The sequence below is a fragment of the Nostoc sp. CALU 546 genome (assembly GCF_048836525.1).
The window spans coordinates 1-20,681 of the sequence record NZ_JAWJTF010000020.1 but is presented as its reverse complement, the minus strand read 5'-3'; the positions used below and the strand labels follow the sequence as shown (position 1 = coordinate 20,681).

Genomic DNA, 20,681 nt, shown 5'->3' with positions numbered 1-20,681 from the left:
TGTAATTTATAAAACTTTTTTAGTCAGTGTAAAATCAGAGCCTTAACTCTAAGAGAAAACACGATTTATCTTGTTGCAAGGAAATCAACTGAACCTCTAGCCTCTTTCAATGGCAAAGTGCTAATACCGCGCACAAATAAATTGACACAAGTTTCTATGTAACATTGACGACTGTAATCTAGTGTGGTAGAGATATCGCTAAAACGCAGCATACCGTGAAGCAACATACCCGTAAAACTATCTACAGATGCTTTCAAATCTATATCTGAGGACACTGTGCCCTCCTGTTGACTGTTTTGCAGATACACAACCAGATGTTCACGCATCGATTTGTTAGCTTCGTATAACATCAGACTGGCTGCTTGGGGGTGTCGCTTCGCTTCTCCAATCAATGTCCGAATCAGGTCTTCATGCTCCTCCATCATCTGGTTGCAAAGTCTTGCATAATTCTTGAGGTCAATGTACAGGTTTTGAGTCCAGTCCTTGTGAGCAGCTAAAGTTTTGGATTGGGAAGCGATCGCTTCGGTAATCACAGCAGCTAGTAGTTGCTCTTTGCTGTGGAAATGACGAAATAAAGTTACCTCATTGACCGCAGCAACACGAGCAATTTCTCGCGTTGTCGCTCCTGTTAAACCTGCCGTTGCAAACACCTTAGTTGCCGCCTTGATCAAGCGTGCACGAGTTTGTGCCGTCCTTGATACTAAGTTTTCCATGAGGGTTTGCAAGTACTTGCTTGCACATGTAAGTGCTTGCTTGCATTATAACCACATAGAAGACAAGATTGGTATAAGTTACAGATGAGTTTATCGGTCTTGATTCATAGTGAATAGTGATCTTAGGGAGGAAAAGTGATACCTTCTCTACGAAAGACTTGTCTGCGATACACTGCGCGTAGCTTGCTTCGACCTAGGGGTTATGCCTACACTGATTAATCCAGCTCTACTAATCAAGGTTACGAGTTTCATCAAGTTATCCTCACCAAGAACGACATCCAATCAATCAGTGTTCTCTAGAGTCCTATTTTTCAGCAGTCTCAACTTCCTACACTTAGGTCACCCGATCGGTTGATTTTTAACTCACCCGAATGGGTGATTTAATTTATCCAAATCAGGGTTTTGTCTGTGCAGTCGCCTGGTGTTCGCTAATTAATTGACATCCTCACCGACCTAAAGACGCTCTTAAGAAGGAGTAATGAGTAATAAGTAACAAGTAATGAGTAAATACCCATTTTTCATCCACTCCTTACTCCTTACTCATTACTCCTTACTCATTACTCATTACTTTAAAGCATTGCGTGAAGCCTTAGGATTCAGACCCAAATATGTGGTGAGCAGTCCTCAACAGTCTTCAACCATCTACAACTGATTCCTTAGAATCCAAATCCGGCAATATCCTCAGAGTAGATTTCCGGTTAGTAACAATATAAGAAAGCAGCCCTTCATACCGATCAAGTGCTTGCTCCAAGGAATAGTTTTCTTCGGCAAACTGTCTTCCTGTATTACCAAGCCTTGCCCCTAGAGTAGGATTAGTATATAAATCATGCACCGCAGCAGCCATTGCATCGGGTGATTCTGGCTCAACAATTATCCCACCACCACTGAGTTGGATTGCTTTTGCAGCAGTACCAGTGGCAGGAACAGAACCCACAATCGGGCGACCACTCGCCAATAGCAATGGTATTTTTGAAGGCATATTGAACGAAATCACATTATGCTTTTGCACAATCAGCCCTACATCAGATGCGGCTAGCATTTCGGGAAGTGTTTCTCGTGGCTGTAATGGTAGCAGCAAAACATTATCTGCTCCATTTAAAAGACAATATTCCTGCAACCTTTGCAATGCTCTTGATTCGCCAACGATGACAAAGACAATATCTTTGATATGACGCAAACAAACGGCTGCTTCTATTACTGTTTCTAAACCTTGTGTTAGAGCAATGTTGCCCGAATAAAGTACTACAAATTTTCCATCGAGTTGATGGCTAGATATCCAAGAGTTGTTTTGTTTCGGTAAAGGTCGAATAAAATTTACATTCACCCAATTGGGAATACAAACGATTTTATTAACAGGTACTCCCTTATTCACTAAATTCTCACGAAACCCATCAGCGATGACACTAATAGTGTGTGCCGTCCGATATGCAAACTTCTCTAGGATTGCAAGACTTCGGATCATCCACTTGTTTTTTAATAGCCCGATACGTACCGCAGCTTCTGGTAAAATATCTTGCACATTTAGAACTACCGGGCAGTTGTATAACCAACCAAATATTGTTACTGGTAACGTACCGAATAGAGGCGGAACTGTTAAGATAATTACATCGGGGCGTCCGCCTTTAAAGGCTTGGGGTAAGCTCGTAAAAACAAAACTTAACTCCAGCAACAGCCGATCTACGAGGTTAGGTTTAGACTTAATTCGCAAATAACTTCGCTGAATGGTTACGCCATTTTTTTGTTCAGTAATATACCACTTACCCCGATATCCATCGTAAATTTCGCGCTGAGGATAGTTGGGCATTCCCGTAATCACTCGCACTTCATGACCTCGCTTTACTAGTCCTTCCGCCAATTCAGTCATTAATGGAGCAATTCCAATCGGCTCTGGATGATAGTTGTAGGAATAGATCAGAATGTGCATGAGCTATTTGTGAATTTTGTAAAGACAGCTTGAGATCAGCGGACTTATTGCTAATTTCAGTAATGGCTGCCACTTTTATTACTCAATTTAAGTTTAAAGATTTGTTGATTAAGATTGGATTAAGCTCTGTTTATAAATTTTCTGAATAATTTTAATTTTAAAAGATAGTTTTTGTATTGCATAAAAGACTTAAAAATTAAAATATCAGATTGTGTAAAGACTTTAGGCTCTTTATAAACACAGACTTTAGACTTTGGTGATGATCACAATAGTTGATTTGCTAGCTCCTGAATCATGCATAATGTCTAAATTTAAACTTCGGGGATTGTAGCATTATATTTAAGCTTGTGCATATAACCCTCATACCGCCCTTTCAACTGGCACATGAAGTATTTTTAACCAAGTTATCAGTGATTGCTCGAATACTTGTTGACATAAGTATTCGAGCGATCGCGAACTGATAAGGCTGGATAATAGACTCACCAACTCACTTAATCATTGGAGCTAGAATAGAGATTCATTAAACTAAAATTGGCAACCTCTAACTAGAAAGCCCTACTTCCTAGCAAGAGGCTTGCTTTTTCTTCAGAGTTGAGCCTACACCCAATATCCCAAAGGCCAGTAAACCCAACATAGAAGCAGGTTCAGGGACTTTGGATACCTGAATAGAACCAGAATTTTGATCTAATGTTATGAATGCTGTCTGTTGATCGATATCCTGACGTAAGAACAAAGAATCACCAACGGTTCCCTGGAAGAAATATTCTCCGATTACACCCGTCCCTCCTGCTACATCAAAGGGGCCAAACAAGGTATGAGTGGAAGTATCAAAGTTGAAAGCGAAGAAATTAGATTCTGAGACTCCACCAGCAACGGTGTTATAAGTTCCAAGCAGATTATTCGATGGGTCTAAGAAAGAGACATTCAAGGATTGTAAAAAAGTGGTCGCTCCACTACCACTTTCTGAAATAATTGTAGGTGCTGTAGTCTCGTCGTAGCTGAATGAACCGATTGCTGAATAACCAGCATTACCTAGCCAGTTGAAGTTGAAATCAATAGCTTGGGCTGGGTTGTTAGCACTAGCTGCGATCGCAACACTAAAAGCAACACTGGTTGCTGTGGTAGCAGCGATTTTGGCAAAAATATTTGTCATTGTCATAACTCCAAAATTGAGTGACATGATGCATTGATATATGCATCACACAACACTAAGCTTAAGATAGAAATATGTATACGTAAATACCGCATAAAAGTACGCTAGCAAATGTAATAAATCAATAAAGAGAAACACTTTTTTTGTGAAGTTTTATATAAAATATCAAGTCTGTAGCGATGTCTTACGACAAGCCGCTCCGCATCTACGCTCGTTTATATGTAATATATTCTGACCTCTTCCCTAAAAAGCTATACCTATCAAGCGTTACGGGATTATTTTAAGTATTTTCCCTGTTTGTAAAAATGCAGTCAATTCATTACCTGTTACTAATTACTTATAAAAAATAAATATGAGCGATGCTTTTAGCCGACTCGCACCCTTCATCCAAGAATATATTTATCATCACCAGTGGACTGAATTACGGCCAGTTCAAATTGCCGCTTGTCAAGTCATATTTGATACTGATGCTCACTTGCTAGTTACTGCTGGAACTGCTGCTGGTAAAACAGAAGCAGCCTTTCTGCCAGTTTTGACTCTATTACATGCCAACCCGGCTGCAACCATAGGGGCATTGTATATTAGTCCAATCAAAGCTTTAATTAATGATCAATTTGAGCGTCTCAACGACTTACTCAAAGAAGCAGATATTCCCGTTTGGCACTGGCACGGTGACGTTTCGCAAACTCGAAAAAACAAGCTTTTAAAGAATCCTCAAGGCATTCTCCAAATTACACCAGAATCTTTAGAAAGTTTGTTAATCAACAAAAATAACGACCTACTTCGCTTATTTGGTGATTTAAAGTTTGTCGTCATTGATGAAATTCACGCTTTTATGGGTTCAGAACGCGGTTGTCAAATTATTTGCCAATTACAACGTTTAGCAAAGTTGACGCAAAAACAACCACGCCGTATTGGTTTGTCAGCAACTCTTGGTGATTACTCAATAGCTGAAAAGTGGTTGCGTTCAGGAACAGACAAGCCAGTTATTACACCGAAAATCGACAGCATAAAACGCCAGATAAAACTAGCTGTAGAACATTTTTATATTACTGATCAAGTAGATGAATCAGAGGCGACAGATGATGAACAATATATTTTCAACCTTAGCAAATCTCGCAAATGTCTAATATTTGCTAATAATCGCACACGTACCGAATCTGTAATTGCATCTTTACGAAAAATTGCCACAGAACAAGGACTACCAGATATATATCATGTACATCATGGGAGTATATCTTCTAGCTTGCGGCAATCTGCTGAAAATGCAATGCGTGAATCCAACAATCCAGCTGTTACCGCTGCCACTCTGACTCTAGAATTAGGCATAGATATCGGTCATTTAGAGCGAGTTATTCAGTTAGAATCACCCCTCTCTGTAGCTAGTTTTTTACAGCGTTTGGGACGCAGTGGTAGAAGAGGTGAAGCTGCTGATATGCGCTTTGTCTGTGCTGAAGATCAGCCATTAGCAGAAGCTTCTCTACCAGAGCAAATCCCTTGGCAACTTTTGCAGTGTATCGCTATTATTCAACTTTATTTAGAGGAGAAATGGATTGAACCAATCAAACCAATTAAATATCCTTTGAGTTTGCTTTATCACCAGACAATGAGTATTTTAACAGCAACAGGTGAAATTTCAGCTAATGCTTTAGCTAAACAAATTTTTAGTCTGCCGCCCTTTGCTGCTATTTTAAAAGAAGATTTCCAACTATTGCTACGCTATTTAATTGATATTGGTCATATTCAGCATACCGAACAAGGTAAATTAATCCTGGGTTTGGCAGGAGAAAAGGTGGTGAGGAAATTTCAGTTTTATGCTGTCTTTGCTGAACAGCAAGAATATATTGTTAAGCAAGGTGCAACAGAAATTGGCAGTATCGTCACCCCGATTCCGGTTGGCAATCAATTTGCTTTAGCTGGGAGAACTTGGGAAGTTTTAGAAGTTGACTTTAAAAAGAAAGCTATTTTTGTTAAACAAGCCGAGGGTAAAGCGAGTATTTACTGGCGTGGTGGCAGTGGTACTATTCATACCAAAGTTTTACAACGAATGCAGAAAATTTTATTGGAAAATTTTGAGTATAGTTACTTGCAAAAAAATGCCTTGCAACGATTACGTCAAGTTCGCCAGTTGGCACAGCAGGTTGGATTAGATAAGCAGAATATTTTGCAACTGGAAAAAGGTAAATGTTGCATTTTTCCTTGGATGGGTACGGTTGCTTATCGCACCTTAGAAAGATTACTCAATTCCTACTGCCGAGAATCGTTGGAAATTACAAGTATTGGCGGAGTAAATCCATATTATTTGACAATTAAATTAGGCAAGAATAAATTTAAACATCTTTACAATGAAATTGCTTCATTGTGTGAGCAAAGAATTACATCAGAAAATTTAGTCAGTACTTCAGAAGCACCAGAACTTCAAAAATATGATGGGTTTATTCCTCATCCACTTTTATGGAAAGCTTTTGCTAACGATTATTTGGATATGAAGGAACTGAAACAGCAAGTGGCAATGTGGAGAGAATAAACTAATCCGTCTTTAAGTTGCATAATCCTTACCTCAGAAAGACGCTCTTACGCAGAGAGGGAAGACACCAGTAACCCCAAAAACAGAGTTTTTGAGTTTACGTATTTTTCCTGATTTCAGTGCTTCTTGAAGGTGACTACGATAGAGCGCATAACAAATATGACACACATTCAATTGTGTGGTGTGTTATGACTCAACTGTAAATAGTTTAACTTATTGGTTAATTATGATAGAAAAGTTGGTTGATACAATCAACCTTCAAAACTAGCCAATTCAAAAATTAAATAATTACTGGTGAAGCTTTTCTAAACAATCAGCGCTATAGCTGATTAATTTTTTGTTGCCATCTAAAAATTCTCCAATTATTTTAAAGCAACAATAAAAAGCTTGCTTAGTTTGTGCATCAATTTGCTATAAATAGGAAGAAAAATTATGGCAGTTTCACTAACAAAAGGACAAAGAGTTTCACTTGACAAAGTTGCTCCTGGCTTAACAGATGTCTTTATTGGACTTGGATGGGACGTTAAAGCTACAGATACAGGTTATGACTTTGATCTAGATTCCTCAGTGTTCATGTTGGGTATTAACGAAAAACTTATTTCTGATAACCACTTTATTTTTTATAATAACCTCACAAGTCCCGATCCTGATAAATCGCTTCAGCACATGGGAGATAATCTTACCGGTGTAGGTGAAGGAGATGATGAAGTCATCAAAGTTAACCTAAAACAAGTACCCGCAGATGTTCAAAAAATAGTTATTACTGTAACTATTCATGAAGCACAGCAACGTAATCAGAACTTTGGTCAAGTTAAAAATGCTTTTGTGCGTATTGTCAATGCCCAAACAAAACAAGAAGCAGTCCGCTATGACCTTGTTGAAGACTACTCTGTAGAGACAGCATTAATCATGGCAGAACTTTACCGTAAAGACGGTGAATGGCGTCTTAATGCAGTTGGCTCAGGCTATCAAGGTGGCTTGAAATCACTACTTGACCGCTATAGCTAGGCAATGTATTAGAACTCTCTAAGATATTTTACAATGTTGAGATAAAACTGAGTTTATAAAACTCTATTGCTCTATATTTAATACTTAGTGTAAAAGCTATAAATGAAGATAATAATATTAAAAATATAGAGCAAAACTTAGATATGATCTTGTCAATTCAATACATCTTGAAATAACTTACATGGGAATCAATCTACAAAAAGGACAACGCATCTCACTTTCTAAAGAAGCTCCTGGGCTAACAAAGCTGATGTGCGGACTGGGTTGGGATATAGCAAAACATTCCGGTGGCGGGTTTTTTGGTGCTTTTAGTAACGCTCCAGACTTTGATTTAGATGCCTCCATAATCTGTTTAGATCAAAATGGTAAAATCACAGATATAAGCAATCTTGTTTACTTTGGTAATCTATCTCATAAATCAGGAGCTATTACCCATCTGGGTGATAATCTCACAGGTGCGGGAGAAGGTGATGACGAGCAGGTTCTTGTAGATTTAGCTCGACTACCAAAAGAGATTGTAAAATTGGTTTTTACAGTTAATATTTATGATTGTATTACTCGGAAGCAAGAATTTGCACAGGTAAAAAATGCCTTTGTACGCCTAGTCAATACATCTAATAATCAAGAACTCGCTAAGTATCATCTATCCGGTTCTGAATATAAAGGAATGACCGGAATGGTTATGGCTGAAATTTACAATCATAATAACGAGTGGAAATTGGCAGCTATTGGCAACGGTATTAACGTTAATGGTTTGGAAGGACTTGTGAAAGTTTATGCTTAAGTACATCTTAAGTTACTCAAATCCATAGCAATTCAGAATAAAATTAATTTTCAAAAATAGGTAATAATCATGTCAATTAACCTCAGCAAAGGCGAAAGAATCAATCTTTCAAAAGAAGCACCAAGCTTAAAAAATGCTGGAATTGGTTTAGGATGGGATATTAACGTTACAGATACAGGTTCAGCTTTTGACCTAGATGCTTCTATATTTATGTTAGGTGCTAACGGAAAAATCCCTAACGAAAAGTACTTTGTATTCTACAATAACTCACAATCACCAGATGGTTCTGTGAAACATGAGGGAGATAGCAGAACTGGAGAGGGTATAGGAGACGATGAAACAATTCAAGTTGATTTAAGCAAAGTTGATGCTTCAGTTCAAGAAATAGTTTTTGTGGTCACTATTCATGAAGCAGAGCAAAGAAAGCAAAACTTTGGGCAAGTCAGAAACTCGTTTATCAGAATTTATGACAACACCACAGAAAAGCAAATTGCTAAGTATGAATTAGATGAAGATGCCTCTGCGGAAACTGCAATCGAATTTGGTAAACTTTATCGAAAAGATGGAGAATGGAGATTCCAAGCTGTTGGGGCTGGTTATAAATCAGGGCTGCAAAGTTTTGTAGACCAATATGCTGCTTAGTAAATATCTCAAAAGTTAATCCAAAGGGGGTATTCACTGTTATTACCCCCTTTTTTTTGCATAAATTAATTAAAAAAGTTTAATTTATAGGATGTATATGAGATGGAAATTGAATTAACCAAAGGTAGCAGGTTTAATCTTTATAAGGAAGCTCCAAATTTAAAGAAAGTAGCTATTGGCTTGGGTTGGCAAGTAAATCAAGCTGGGCAAAGCTATGATATTGATGCTTCTGTGTTTATGTTAAGTGCAGATGGGAAAATTCCCAATGATAAATATTTTGTTTTCTATAATAACCTTCAATCACTCGATGGTTCTTTAAGACACTCAGGAGATAATAGAACTGGGGAAGATAACGGAGATGATGAGACAATTTATGTTGATTTAGCAAAAGTCAATCCAGCTATTCAAGAGATAGTTTTTGTTGTCACTATTCATGAAGGGCAAGAAAAAAATCAGAATTTTAGCCAAATCAAAAATGCCTTTATCAAGATTTACAACCACGAAAACAAAAATTCTCTGGCTCGGTACAATTTAAGAGAGGCTTTTTCTCAAGAGACAGCTTTGGAATTTGGACGCTTATATAAAAAAGAGAATGAATGGAGGTTTCAAGCGGTAGGAGAAGGCTATAGTTCTGGACTACAAAGTTTTGTAGATAAATATGTGACCAAAACTAAACAGGAAGAATCTACAAAAGTAGAAAGTGTGCAAGAAAACTGTAAAACGAAACTAAATATATCGTTAGAGAAAAAGCTTGAGCGAGAAGCACCACATATTTTCAATCTTGTTAAAAAAGCAGATATATCACTACAAAAAGCAAATTTGACGAATCATAAGGCTAAGGTTGTGCTTTGCCTTGATATCTCTGGCTCAATGAGTGCGCTCTATACTTTAGGTAAAATTCAGCGGTTTGCTGAAAAAATTCTAGCTTTAGGATGTCGTTTTGATGATAACGCTTCCATTGATATATTTCTATTCGGAGCTAAAGCCTATAACGCAGGTGAAATGACTATTGAAAATTTTAAAACCTTTATTCCAAATCTCTTGAAAGAGTATCCACTAGAAGGTGATACTTACTATGGTAAAGCTATAGATATGATTAGAAAATTCTATTTTCCAATCTCTAAAAAAGGTAACCAAAAAAGTGCTAATCCAGTTTATATCATGTTTGTGACGGATGGAGCAACCTCTGATGAGTCACAAACAGAACAATATCTTAAAGAGTCTTCGTATGAGCCTATTTTTTGGCAATTTATGGCAATTGGCAAGTCACGCAAGGATGTTAAAGGTAAAGGTATTTTAGGTTGGCTAGCTAAAGCAAAGACCAGTGATTTTACTTTTCTAGAGCGGCTTGACGAAATGAGCGATCGCTATCTTGATAATTCAGATTTTTTCAGTTTAGAAGACCCAGAAAGTATACCAGATCAAGAGCTTTATGATTTACTGATGACTGAATATCCAAACTGGGTCAAATTGGCTAAAACGAAGAATCTATTGCAATAAAAAATCAATGTCTCTCTACGATCGCCTGGATTTAACTAGACCCAATCGCAAGCTCAAAGTCCCGATTTGGGAACGCATAGATTTGACTAGACCCCCTAAACTCCGTTGTCAGGGATGTAGTTCACGCATTCAGCCTCAGTGGGAGTTTTGCCCTTGCTGTGGAAAAATTCTTATAGAGAGAAATAGCGAGTTTCGCCGTTGCATCTGGGTAGACGTTTCGGGAATGGATATCGAAGAGGAAAATACCGAAGCAATCAATAGTATTCTCAGCGATGCCTTTTCTAAGCTCTACGGTGCTTTTAGAAGCGTTGAAGTATTTTTGACATCAGATCCACCTGAACCCAAGGAATGGGGAGACAACTTTACTCACGTTTATATATTTGCTGATAAGCAGCCAGTTGACTATTTAGGAGTAGCTACTTTTAAATTAGGAATGGTTACAAACCGTGCTATCATCCGCATTGATCAAGTATTATATGCGTCTTACAATGCCAGTCTTCATGTTAATCAATTGTCTAACTTAATTGCCAATACGATTGCCCATGAGATTGGACATACATTAGGGCTGGATCACTCTGCGCTACCAACAGATGTAATGCATGATGGACTTGATCATATCATTCATAGCTCAATGCCTCCATCATTTCACGCATCGCAAATCAACTCGATGAATAATGCAATTCGCAGAGAAGCAGGATTGAGATAATTCGTAATTTCGTAATTAGTTAAAATAAACTATTTTTTAATTAAAGACTGGAGCGATCGCAAATCATAATTTAAGATTTTTCCAGTACTAGAAAGTTGATATCCGGCGAAGAATAAAGCAGATGATGCCAAAACAATTAAAAGATTGACTGACGCGAATACATTACCAGTAAAAGCGATGACTACAATTCCTAACGCCATCAAAATCCATCCTAAGTTAGGGTTTATTCGCTGTTGACAAAGGACGAAAATACCAGATATACATAGCAATAAACCAGGAATACCAAAAAATATCCCAACTCGAATATTTGCGGTTAAAATTATCATACCTGCAACCATCAAAGCAAAGCCTACAAATTTGGTTGTCTGAGTTACCGAAGTTTGTCTGTTTTGCGGAGGAATTCGAGCCTGCATTGTTGTGGTATTTGCAGAAGAGATAGGATTTTGCTGATATTGTATCTGATCTTGGAATATAAATGTGACTTTTTCTTCTTGACCAAGGTCTATTCTATCTCCTAAATTTATTTGATAGGGTGTTCTAGGTTTTAATCTAATGTTATTTACAAATGTCCCATTAGAACTTCCTAAGTCTTCAATAAAATAATTATTTATGTGCTTCTGAATCTGTGCATGGATGCGAGAAACTACATCTGCATCTGGCAAGTTGGAAACATCAATATCTGGTGGAATTTGGTCGTTGGGTTTACCGATATGAAACACCGCAATATTTGGTGGTAATTCAAAAGCAGTGTTGCTTTGGACATGAAAAAGCTCTAAATTCAGCCCTATAGCATTGGATGTACTTAAATTTTGCATAGTTTTTAGTCAATAATTTTTCTAGACTTTTGACTCTTGCAAAGTAGTAGGTAATTTAAATCCGTTATAGTTTACCGATTTTCCTATCTGATGTAAAGGAATCTCAATCAAAAACTCGCTTCCTTTGCCCAATTCTGATTCACACCGCAGGATTCCAGAGTGTTTCTGCACCACAATCTGATAGCTAATTGATAAGCCCAATCCTGTTCCTTGTCCCACAGGTTTAGTAGTAAAAAATGGATCAAATAGTTTCTTTTTAACTTCTTGGGTCATACCTGGCCCATTATCTGCAATTCTTACTACTACTCGGTTATTACTAACAAGTTTAGTACTAATTATAATCTTACTAGGATTGCTCTCAATATCTTGCTGAGAACTTTGAATATTACACATATCAAGGGCATCAATCGCATTATTAATCACGTTCATAAATACTTGATTTAACTGTCCTGCATAACACTCTACTAGAGGTAGCTGGCCATACTCCTTAATGATTTCAATTTTGGGATGCTCTGGCTTGGCTTTCAATCGATTCTGTAAAATCAGCAGTGTACTATCAATACCTTCGTGAATATCAACCTCTTTCATGTCTGCTTCATCTAAATGGGAGAAGGTACGTAAAGATAAGACAATTTGCTGAATTCGTTTAGATCCCATTTTCATCGAAGACAAGATTTTGGGTAGGTCATCTAGCATAAATTCTAAATCAATATCCTCTACCTTTTCCTGAATCTTTTGTCCAGAATTTGGAAACTCTTCTTGATAGAGACTTAGTAGTTCTAGCAATTTTTGAGTGTATTCACTGGCATAGGTAATATTGCCAGAAATAAAGTTAACTGGGTTATTAATTTCGTGTGCAACCCCTGCCACAAGCTGACCCAGACTAGACATTTTCTCAGTTTGAATCAATTGAGCTTGAGTGCTTTGGAGTTCTTGTAAGGCTTTCTGAAGTTCTGATTCTGCCTGTTTGCGTTCAGAAATTTCCAACTCTAGGCGTTGGTTCATTTGGGTTAATTCAGTGTTCTTAATTAGGGTTTCACGAGATTCAGCTAGCTTCAGTGACATATAGTTAAATGACTTAGCAAGGTCTTCTACTTCATCCCCTGTCTGAATATCTAAACGATAATCTAGGTTTCCATCTGCAATTTCTGCTGTTCCTGCTTGTAATTTATGCAAAGATTTAATTGTTGGACGCCAAATAACTATAAATTTCCCAACAAATAAAATTATAATTACTTGCACAACTACAAAAGAAATAATTCTCTGCATTTGATATAGGTTTTCCAATTCATCTTCAACTAAGAGATTCTGCTGATTAGCACGCTCAATTAGCTGGCTGAGGAACAATTCAATGTCTCTATCAAAGGAATTAATGGCTCTAAAATACTGCTGAGAATCTGCTAAAGAAGTGTCGCTAGAATTCCAGTGGATTAGTTGAGTTGACAGCTGGCTGAGAAACTGGTGACGACGGCGAATGACTGAGATTTCTTTGGCATCTGGCATCAAGCGTTCTAACTTGTCAAGAGAGTCAAGAAACTTTTTTGAAGATTGAATCATTTCTATATTTTGACTTTTAAGTAGAACAATATCCTTGAGTTCAATAATTTCAGACTTCAAGGCATTTTCCGCAGTCAAAGCGACTTTGATAGTTTCGGTAGTTTGATTGCTTTTCTCACGAATAGTCTGCTTTATTTGTTGAACAGCTACAGTATTGCCAACGAGAATAGCTATTATCAGTCCGACAGACACAACTGAACCTGTAAAAAACTTTGTGGAGATTTTCATTTTGTCGGAACAGAAATTAAGTTGAGATATTTTCGGAGTTGCTCGATAGGAGTGTAGTCTGAAGGAGTCACAAGGGTGTATCCGGCTGACTCAGTTCCGATAATATCCTGAAGTCCTTCTGGGCTACTAATAAAAGCCTGCTTTAGTCGTTTGATTAACTCAGGTGAGAGTTTTTTGGACACTACTATTGGAGAATTTGGTATGGGAGCAGATTCCCACAGAATTCTGGAGTTTTGAGGTGTTAGCTTACCAGTTTTTTGCCGCTTCAAGTAGGAGGAAATATTAGTTGCTGCGGCATCAACAATGCCATCTTCTAATGCAGCCATACTATTGCTATGGCTACCAGCATAGAGGACTTGAGCAAAATTTCGATTATCATCAATTCCTAGTTTTTTGAACGTTGCCAGCGGCATCAAATACCCAGAGGTTGATAATTTATCTACAAAGGCAATACGTTTACCTTTGAGGTCTTTTAAGGTTTTGATGCGACTGTCTTGTTTGACAATGATACACGCCCGATACCAGGGTTGTCCCGTATGTTTATCAATGGGAGCAACCAACGGCTCTACTTTAGCACCCCGATCTACTGCCTCCAAATAGCTCATAGGCCCTAAATAAGCCATGTCCAGCTTATCCTGCAATAACCAGTCAATGATTTGCTGATAATCCTGAGCAATCTGGAAATCTACTGAACTGGCGATCGCATTTTGTACTTTCTGGATCTCTAGTTTTTTGTGTCTCCCTTGTCCCCCGATTGTCTTTGATTGCGACTCAGTATCAACCCTTCGTCCAAGGGATTGCTCTAAGTATTCTTTTAGGGGTTTAATCATCCCTTCTTGCTCTGTCCGGCTTTGCGTAGGTAGCACCCCAATTTTTAAAGCTGGTAACTTTTGTTTACTTGAGACACTATCTACAACAGACTGATTTTTTTCTGATACTTTTCCAGTACAGCCTACACTCAGTAGTGCCATAATTATCGCTACAATTAGAACTCTACTTTGACTAGATAAGCGATATCTACCAAAGAGCCACGGTGCTACTAAATATTTGCTCATAAAATTCAAATTATAGATAGCTAAAAAATTCTAGGACTGTCGTGGCATTTTTAAACGCAGAGTATTTTAAAGCCGAGCAAAGCTAAGACTTTAAATTGGGATTTGAATGCAGAATTCTGTGCCTTTTCCTAGTTCTGATAGACAATTCAAAATTCCACCATGTTTTTCTACTATAATTTGGTAGCTAATTGACAGTCCAAGTCCTGTCCCTTTACCTACGGGTTTTGTAGTAAAAAATGGATCAAATAATCGCTTTCTAACGTCTTCCGCTATTCCTAATCCGTTGTCGGCAATTCGGATGACAACAAATTTACTCTCTAAAATTTCAGTCCGAATGAGAATTTGCGGTTTATCAGTTATTTTTTTGCTGACTCTTGACTCTTCTAAAGCATCGATCGCATTAGTCAAAATATTCATAAATACTTGATTAAGCTGCCCAGCATAGCAATCAACTAAGGGCAAATCAGCATATTCTTTAATGATAGATATATCCAACCCAATTCCATTATCTTTCCAGCGGTGATGCAAAATTAATAGTGTATTTTCAATTCCTTCATGAATGTTAACTAGTTTTTTATCCGCCTCATCATGACGAGAAAAGTTTCGCAGTCCCAAAACAATTTCACGGATGCGATTAGTACCCATGTTCATCGAAGATAGGAGTTGGGAAAGGTCACTAGTAATGAATTCTAAATCAATTTTTTCAGTGTAATCTTCAATTTCTGCTTGAGGCTGAGGATAGTGTTGCTGATAAAGGTGCAAGAGATTTAACATCTCTTGAAAGTATTCGTTAGCATAGGTTAAGTTGCCATGAATAAAATTAACTGGATTGTTAATTTCATGGGCAACTCCAGCTACTAATTGTCCCAAGCTAGACATTTTTTCATTCTGGATCAGTTGAGATTGAGTTTGCTGCAATTTATGCAAGGTTTCGGTAAGTTTTTCGGCTTGAGTTTGAGCTATTAAAGTAGCAGAGCGACTTTGGGTATAAAGTTGTGCATGATCGATGGCGATCGCTAGTTGATCGCAAACAGCTTGTAGCAAGTTAATTTCACTGTTAGTCCAAATGCGATCGCCACTACAATGACTGCACACAATTGCCCCAATTTCTCCAGAATTACTCTTAACTGGTAGCATTAGTTGAGATGTGATACCAAATTCAGTTAAAAGTTCTTGAATATCATGATCGAGATGTGATTTGCTAGTAATATTGTCGATGCAACTTAGTTCTTGAGATAGAAGAATTTGGGTCAAAAAATTGCTCTTTTGGAGGGGAATACTACCTAACATGGTGGGCAAGTTAGGGTTTCGTGCTTCATAGGTAATAGTCAGGCTTGCTTGTGATGGGTGCGGTAAATAAGAAAGAAAGTAGCAACGGTCAATTTGTAATAAGCTGCGAATTTCATTAACAGCAGTTTCTAGGATCATATTTAAGTCAAGAGAACTGCGGATTTGACTAGCTAGACGCAGCAATAAGGCTTCCCGACGGCTGAAGAGTTCTTCTCGTGCCCAGATTCGGTCAATAGCCACAGCAATATTATTCGCAATCCAATTTAATAGGTTATGAGTTGGTTCGGTAAATAATTGCTTACTAAATAAAGCTATGATGCCAATTATTTGCTGCTCTACTATCAAGGGATAAGCAGAAAATCGAGAAATTGAGAATGTAGAATCGATAAGTTTGTCTGAATGATTAATTGATAATTCTTCGTTAAAAATAGCTTGATGGTTTTGAATCATTAATCCCATAATATTATTGACTAAAACCATGTGATCGGGGAAATCTTGGGTATCACTCAAAGCACTACAAGTAATATCTGTGCAATGAACACCAGCTTGCAATTGTAGCTGGTTTGTCTGTCGTTCAAATGTCCAGATACAAACAAAGCCGATATCAAGATATTGGGAAATAGTATTTGTACAGTTTTGCAAAATTTCTGAAAGTGTACCACTTTGAGATAAGGCTAAACTCACTTCTGCACTCAAAACTGACAAGCGCGATCGCTCCAATAAAGCTAACTCTGAAAGCTTACGCTGTGTAATATCTGTACGAATTGATACGTATTGATAGGGCTTTCCATCTTGGTTCAACATTGGGGCGATCAGAGTATCCACCCAATAAAAAGTGCCATCCTTAGCTTTATTTTGAATTTCTCCTTTCCAGATTTTTCCTTGGGTAATAGTTTTCCACAAAATTGTAAAAAATTCTTTTGTGTGGTGTCCAGAATTGATAATCCGATGGTCTTGCCCTAGAAGTTCTTCTAGAGAATATTTAGAAACCTCACAAAATAGTTCGTTAACATAGGTTATTCTCCCAGTTCTATCAGTAATAGCTACTAGTGAATGGGCATTTAAGGCAAATCTAAAAGCTTCTAATTCTTGGACAGATTTTTCTAGCGCGATCTCGTTCTGTTTATTAAGAGTGATGTCACGTGCTACTGCATAAATCAACTTTTCTTCAGTAAAACTAGTTGCATTCCATGAGAGCCATTTATAAGAACCATCTCGACAAAGATAGCGGTTTTCAAAGCTGATTGCATCTACAGATTGTATAATTTTTTGGGCTACGACAATTGTGGCTTCACGGTCTTCAGGGTGAACAAATTCGATAAAGGGTTTAGCAACGAGTTCCTGAGTTGACCAACCTAATGTTTTTGTCCATACTGGATTTAAATATTTAAAATAACCTTCAAAATTAGCAATACACAATAAATCTATAGAAAGTGAGAAAAATCGAGAGTATTTTTCTTCAGATTTTTGTAACTCAGATTTAGCTAGTTTCATCAGTTTGTTAGGTGTAAAGCTTTTTTTGAGAAAGGTTAAATAAGTTAATACGTTTATCGTGAAAATTGAGTAACCCTTGCAATAGGGTGTTTTAAGCTAGGAATTGCCTCATGTCAGTTCTGAGGAAGACTGTTTAGCTTACGAATAAAAACGTATTTAATACCAATTTAATGTGAAGTTGCACATATTTCGATCCCCCTAAATCCCCCTTAAAAAGGGGGACTTTGATAGATGTTTTTCCAGTTCCCCCCTTAAAAAGGGGGGCTAGGGGGGATCTAATTCTATGCAGCTTCATACAAAATTGGTATAACTTGATGTAGAGGCAAAAAGTATCTACTAGTTTGTACTGAGTAAACTAGCTAGCTGTTGACTTCATTATCTACTAAATAAAGGATTCCCAAAAAATCTATAAAGTAAACACTTCTTATCTTAAATTTAAGATAAGAAGTGTTACTTAAACTGAATTAAACCTTATCTACCTTGAGAACCGTACTTTTGTAGGTTGGGTACAGCGATAGCGTAACCCAACATAAAATTTGGTGGTAATGTTGGGTTGCGTTTCACTCCACCCAATCTACATAAATATATCTTTTAAAAAACTTTAGGTTTCAACATAGATGAGGTTTAGCTAGGACTTTTATCTGCCATTGTCCTTAAACAAGGAAGTAATCATTTAAGAAACGTAACAATTATTAAGGTTTTTGTATTCCCTCATATATAAACTTAATGTTTCAACCCTCGCTCATCTGAAAATTTACCATTTCATAAATATCACTGAATGAAATTTGGAAATTTATAGAAGCTAGTGTTAACAATGAATCGGGAGATTCATATTCAGTTAATACCCATTTCCCATCCGAGTTTTTAGCAAATTGCTCGACGTAAAACTTGTATTGATCAATCAGAATATATTCTTTAAATTCAGGAATTGAACGATAACAACGAAACTTATCTGATTCGTCATAACTTCTGGTTGATTTTGATAAAACCTCAATAATTATTAAGGGATTTGTAACAGTGGTCGTGCTGTCATTCTCATACATTGGTTCTCCCGCGATCGCCATCACATCTGGATATGTGTATCTTCTGTAGCCCGGTATCCACAAGCGCACATCACTAGTAAATAAGTTATAATTTTGCCCTCTTAAAGCAAATTTTAAATGAGCAACTAAATTAACGATGATATGGTTATGATTAGTTGTACCTCCTGCCATTGGCACTATTTCTCCATCTAAGTATTCACTTTTGTATTCGGCTGTTTCTTCCAGTGCTAAATATTCTTCACGAGTGTAGTAGCGTTTTTCTGCCTGTGTTCGCATAAAAACCTCCATAAACGAAAATAGATAAATACAATTTATTGCGGCTTATCAGTCAATAATCTTAATTGCTATAGCAATCCGATTTGATTTCTGAATCACTCGTAGAGGTAAGGGACTGGGGATTAGGGACTGGGGACTGGGAAGAAGGAATAAAGGTGTACTGAGTTTTGTTCAAAAATCAAATATGAGTCCTATAGTTCCTGCCTTCTTCACGCAATACTCCCGCGCTTTCTGGCTTCTTTGTAAGAAGTTCCCACATTTTTTAAACCAGCTTTAATCATTTGTTGTTCGAGAAGGGCAAAGAAACGCGCTCTGTCGCCACCTTTTACCACTGCTTGATTATGGGCTTCTGCGATCGCTACAGGATAGCCATATCCTTTTTGAACTTGTGCTAACATCAGTCCCAGTGCTTGGTCTAACATGGTTGCATTCTGGGCTACCCATGCCGGAACTTCGATTCGGGCGATTTCAGTACCAACGTGGACGTAGCAAAAGTAAATGGTTTGATCGCCGTAAAGTTCGAGAATGGGGGAATTACTCCGCCACAGGGTACTGCGTTGTCCTGGTTTGAGTCGGGTTGCCCAAACTGAAGTATCTCGCAATTGTTCAAAAATTTTACAAGGTACTTTTTCTAGCTGATTTGGGCAATGACTTTTACAGTCTGGCACTGGATGGGGACAAGCCAACAGGCGTAAAAAGTTCATTGTTTCGATGCTGCGAGAGGCGCTAAGATAACCCATCAACGGAATTTTAGCATCACGCATCTGCTGCCAAGCTTCCAGAATCGGGGGTAAAATGCGATCGCGTGCATCCATTGGCAACTGTTCTAAAAACCAGTAAATTAGCGAACCATCTACCATCGCCAGCGCTGGCGTTTCCCCTTGCGCTGCACCACACGCAAGTTCTGCTAACACCGTTGTTTCTGAAGCAGTGCGGCGAAAACTCATCCATTCCTCGGTTCTAATTCCCCACTGCCGAGACATATATAAATCTTCTGGGCGGTAAAATACTTCTGGCAAACTATCGAGTAGCGGATGGCGATTTTGTCCGTAATGCAAGACAACTCTGCCGATATTTAGGAGATAACAGTAAGCAATTTCGTGATGATTAGGGGCAATTTGCGAACCATCGGTAGCGATGACAGTATGAACTTTTGGAGGAACTGGGATATCAATGCAGGTTTCTAGCGGTTCAATTGGGGTAGCATTAGCGAAGAGAATGCGATCGCGCCATTTTTCCTGGCGATCGATTAAATCTTGTTGAGACTCGTAAGCATTTTTTAAATGTTGTTGCGCCAACTCTAAACGCTGGCGACTAGCAGCAGCTTCTAATGTTAGATGCTGACTTAAACCCTGCATTTGTCGCGCTAGTTTTGTTAGATCAAGCATAAAAGTAAGTGCTAAGTTAGGAATTAGGAGTTAGGAGTTAGGAGTTTTCCTAATTACTTATTATTTACCTACATCTTTTAAATATGTCACTTTGCTGCAATTATCCCAGTAAATTAAAATAATTTGTAATTGGTAATAACACTCTAATACTCGCTACAGTTCTTGCAGAAGGCAGGAGAAAGAAAATATTTTTTTGCCCTATGTGACAGGGTTTAGAGCAAATAAATTTATTTATGGTGATTCCTCCTGCCCATTGGTGTCAACTTAACGCAAAAACTATGTCCCGCAAGGAACTGAAGTTTCAAGAATCATAGCGAAAGTCATCTTCAGATGACTAGATATCCCCAAAAATATTCAGTCTACTTCAGTAGACTTTAGCTATGAGCCAGAGAATTCATTCTCTGGCGGGTTATGAAGCCCGCAGCGAAGCTATTTCTAGCTTAAGTTGACACCAATGCCTCCTACCTCCTGCCTTCTGACTCCTTAATTAAAGCCAAGCTGAGAATGATCTTTGGCACACTGAGCAAGTGACAACACATATCTACGCAGACCATTTTTTACAGATTCCATCTGATCTT

General features: G+C 37.8%; 15 protein-coding genes. 6 read left to right on the top strand and 9 right to left on the bottom strand.

The window, feature by feature from the left end; all coding sequences use genetic code 11:
• Positions 1 to 65: 65 nt before the first annotated feature.
• From RRG12_RS12550 to RRG12_RS12540, 3 genes are all read right to left on the bottom strand, one after another.
• Entirely contained in the window at positions 66 to 713 is a 648-nt protein-coding gene (locus RRG12_RS12550) for a TetR/AcrR family transcriptional regulator (RefSeq protein WP_420759508.1), read from the bottom strand.
• 634 nt (positions 714 to 1,347) lie between these two features.
• Positions 1,348 to 2,637: a glycosyltransferase family 4 protein gene (locus tag RRG12_RS12545; protein ID WP_420759507.1), complete on the bottom strand. Its 1,290-nt coding sequence runs from the start codon at positions 2,635 to 2,637 to the stop codon at positions 1,348 to 1,350.
• A gap of 562 nt (positions 2,638 to 3,199) precedes the next feature.
• Positions 3,200 to 3,790, bottom strand: coding sequence for a PEP-CTERM sorting domain-containing protein (locus RRG12_RS12540; RefSeq protein ID WP_420759506.1), 591 nt, complete (start codon positions 3,788 to 3,790; stop codon positions 3,200 to 3,202).
• Between the two features lie 352 nt (positions 3,791 to 4,142).
• Here RRG12_RS12540 and RRG12_RS12535 point away from each other — a divergent pair, with 352 nt between their 5' ends.
• The 6 genes from RRG12_RS12535 to RRG12_RS12510 all read left to right on the top strand — a co-directional run bounded on the left by RRG12_RS12535 (position 4,143) and on the right by RRG12_RS12510 (position 10,957).
• Complete coding sequence (locus RRG12_RS12535; RefSeq protein ID WP_420759505.1) at positions 4,143 to 6,317, top strand: DEAD/DEAH box helicase; 2,175 nt, start codon at positions 4,143 to 4,145, stop codon at positions 6,315 to 6,317.
• Positions 6,318 to 6,749: 432 nt separating this feature from the next.
• Positions 6,750 to 7,325: a TerD family protein gene (locus tag RRG12_RS12530; protein WP_420759504.1), complete on the top strand. Its 576-nt coding sequence runs from the start codon at positions 6,750 to 6,752 to the stop codon at positions 7,323 to 7,325.
• Positions 7,326 to 7,506: 181 nt separating this feature from the next.
• Entirely contained in the window at positions 7,507 to 8,109 is a 603-nt protein-coding gene (locus tag RRG12_RS12525; RefSeq protein ID WP_420759503.1) for a TerD family protein, read from the top strand.
• 66 nt (positions 8,110 to 8,175) lie between these two features.
• Positions 8,176 to 8,751 (top strand): TerD family protein, encoded by a 576-nt coding sequence (locus RRG12_RS12520; RefSeq protein WP_370684467.1) that lies wholly within the window; start codon positions 8,176 to 8,178, stop codon positions 8,749 to 8,751.
• Between the two features lie 102 nt (positions 8,752 to 8,853).
• A complete protein-coding gene (locus RRG12_RS12515) occupies positions 8,854 to 10,251 on the top strand; it encodes a TerD family protein (RefSeq protein WP_420759502.1) in 1,398 nt (465 codons plus the stop codon).
• A gap of 7 nt (positions 10,252 to 10,258) precedes the next feature.
• Positions 10,259 to 10,957 (top strand): zinc-dependent metalloprotease family protein, encoded by a 699-nt coding sequence (locus RRG12_RS12510; protein ID WP_069071295.1) that lies wholly within the window; start codon positions 10,259 to 10,261, stop codon positions 10,955 to 10,957.
• Between the two features lie 29 nt (positions 10,958 to 10,986).
• Here RRG12_RS12510 and RRG12_RS12505 read toward each other — a convergent pair whose 3' ends face one another.
• The 6 genes from RRG12_RS12505 to RRG12_RS12480 form a co-directional block, all read right to left on the bottom strand.
• The gene (locus RRG12_RS12505) at positions 10,987 to 11,772 is read right to left on the bottom strand and encodes an FHA domain-containing protein (RefSeq protein ID WP_420759501.1); all 786 of its coding nucleotides are present in this window, start codon (positions 11,770 to 11,772) and stop codon (positions 10,987 to 10,989) included.
• A 21-nt stretch (positions 11,773 to 11,793) separates the two neighbouring features.
• The gene (locus RRG12_RS12500; RefSeq protein WP_420759500.1) at positions 11,794 to 13,557 is read right to left on the bottom strand and encodes an ATP-binding protein; all 1,764 of its coding nucleotides are present in this window, start codon (positions 13,555 to 13,557) and stop codon (positions 11,794 to 11,796) included.
• Entirely contained in the window at positions 13,554 to 14,612 is a 1,059-nt protein-coding gene (gene phnD, locus RRG12_RS12495; RefSeq protein WP_420759499.1) for a phosphate/phosphite/phosphonate ABC transporter substrate-binding protein, read from the bottom strand. Before phnD ends, RRG12_RS12500 begins: the two co-directional genes overlap by 4 nt.
• Positions 14,613 to 14,702: 90 nt before the next feature.
• Positions 14,703 to 17,396: a PAS domain S-box protein gene (locus RRG12_RS12490; RefSeq protein ID WP_420759498.1), complete on the bottom strand. Its 2,694-nt coding sequence runs from the start codon at positions 17,394 to 17,396 to the stop codon at positions 14,703 to 14,705.
• A 731-nt stretch (positions 17,397 to 18,127) separates the two neighbouring features.
• A complete protein-coding gene (locus RRG12_RS12485) occupies positions 18,128 to 18,715 on the bottom strand; it encodes a Uma2 family endonuclease (RefSeq protein WP_069071290.1) in 588 nt (195 codons plus the stop codon).
• A gap of 209 nt (positions 18,716 to 18,924) precedes the next feature.
• Positions 18,925 to 20,103, bottom strand: coding sequence for a DNA double-strand break repair nuclease NurA (locus RRG12_RS12480; RefSeq protein ID WP_069071289.1), 1,179 nt, complete (start codon positions 20,101 to 20,103; stop codon positions 18,925 to 18,927).
• Between the last annotated feature and the right edge of the window lie 578 nt (positions 20,104 to 20,681).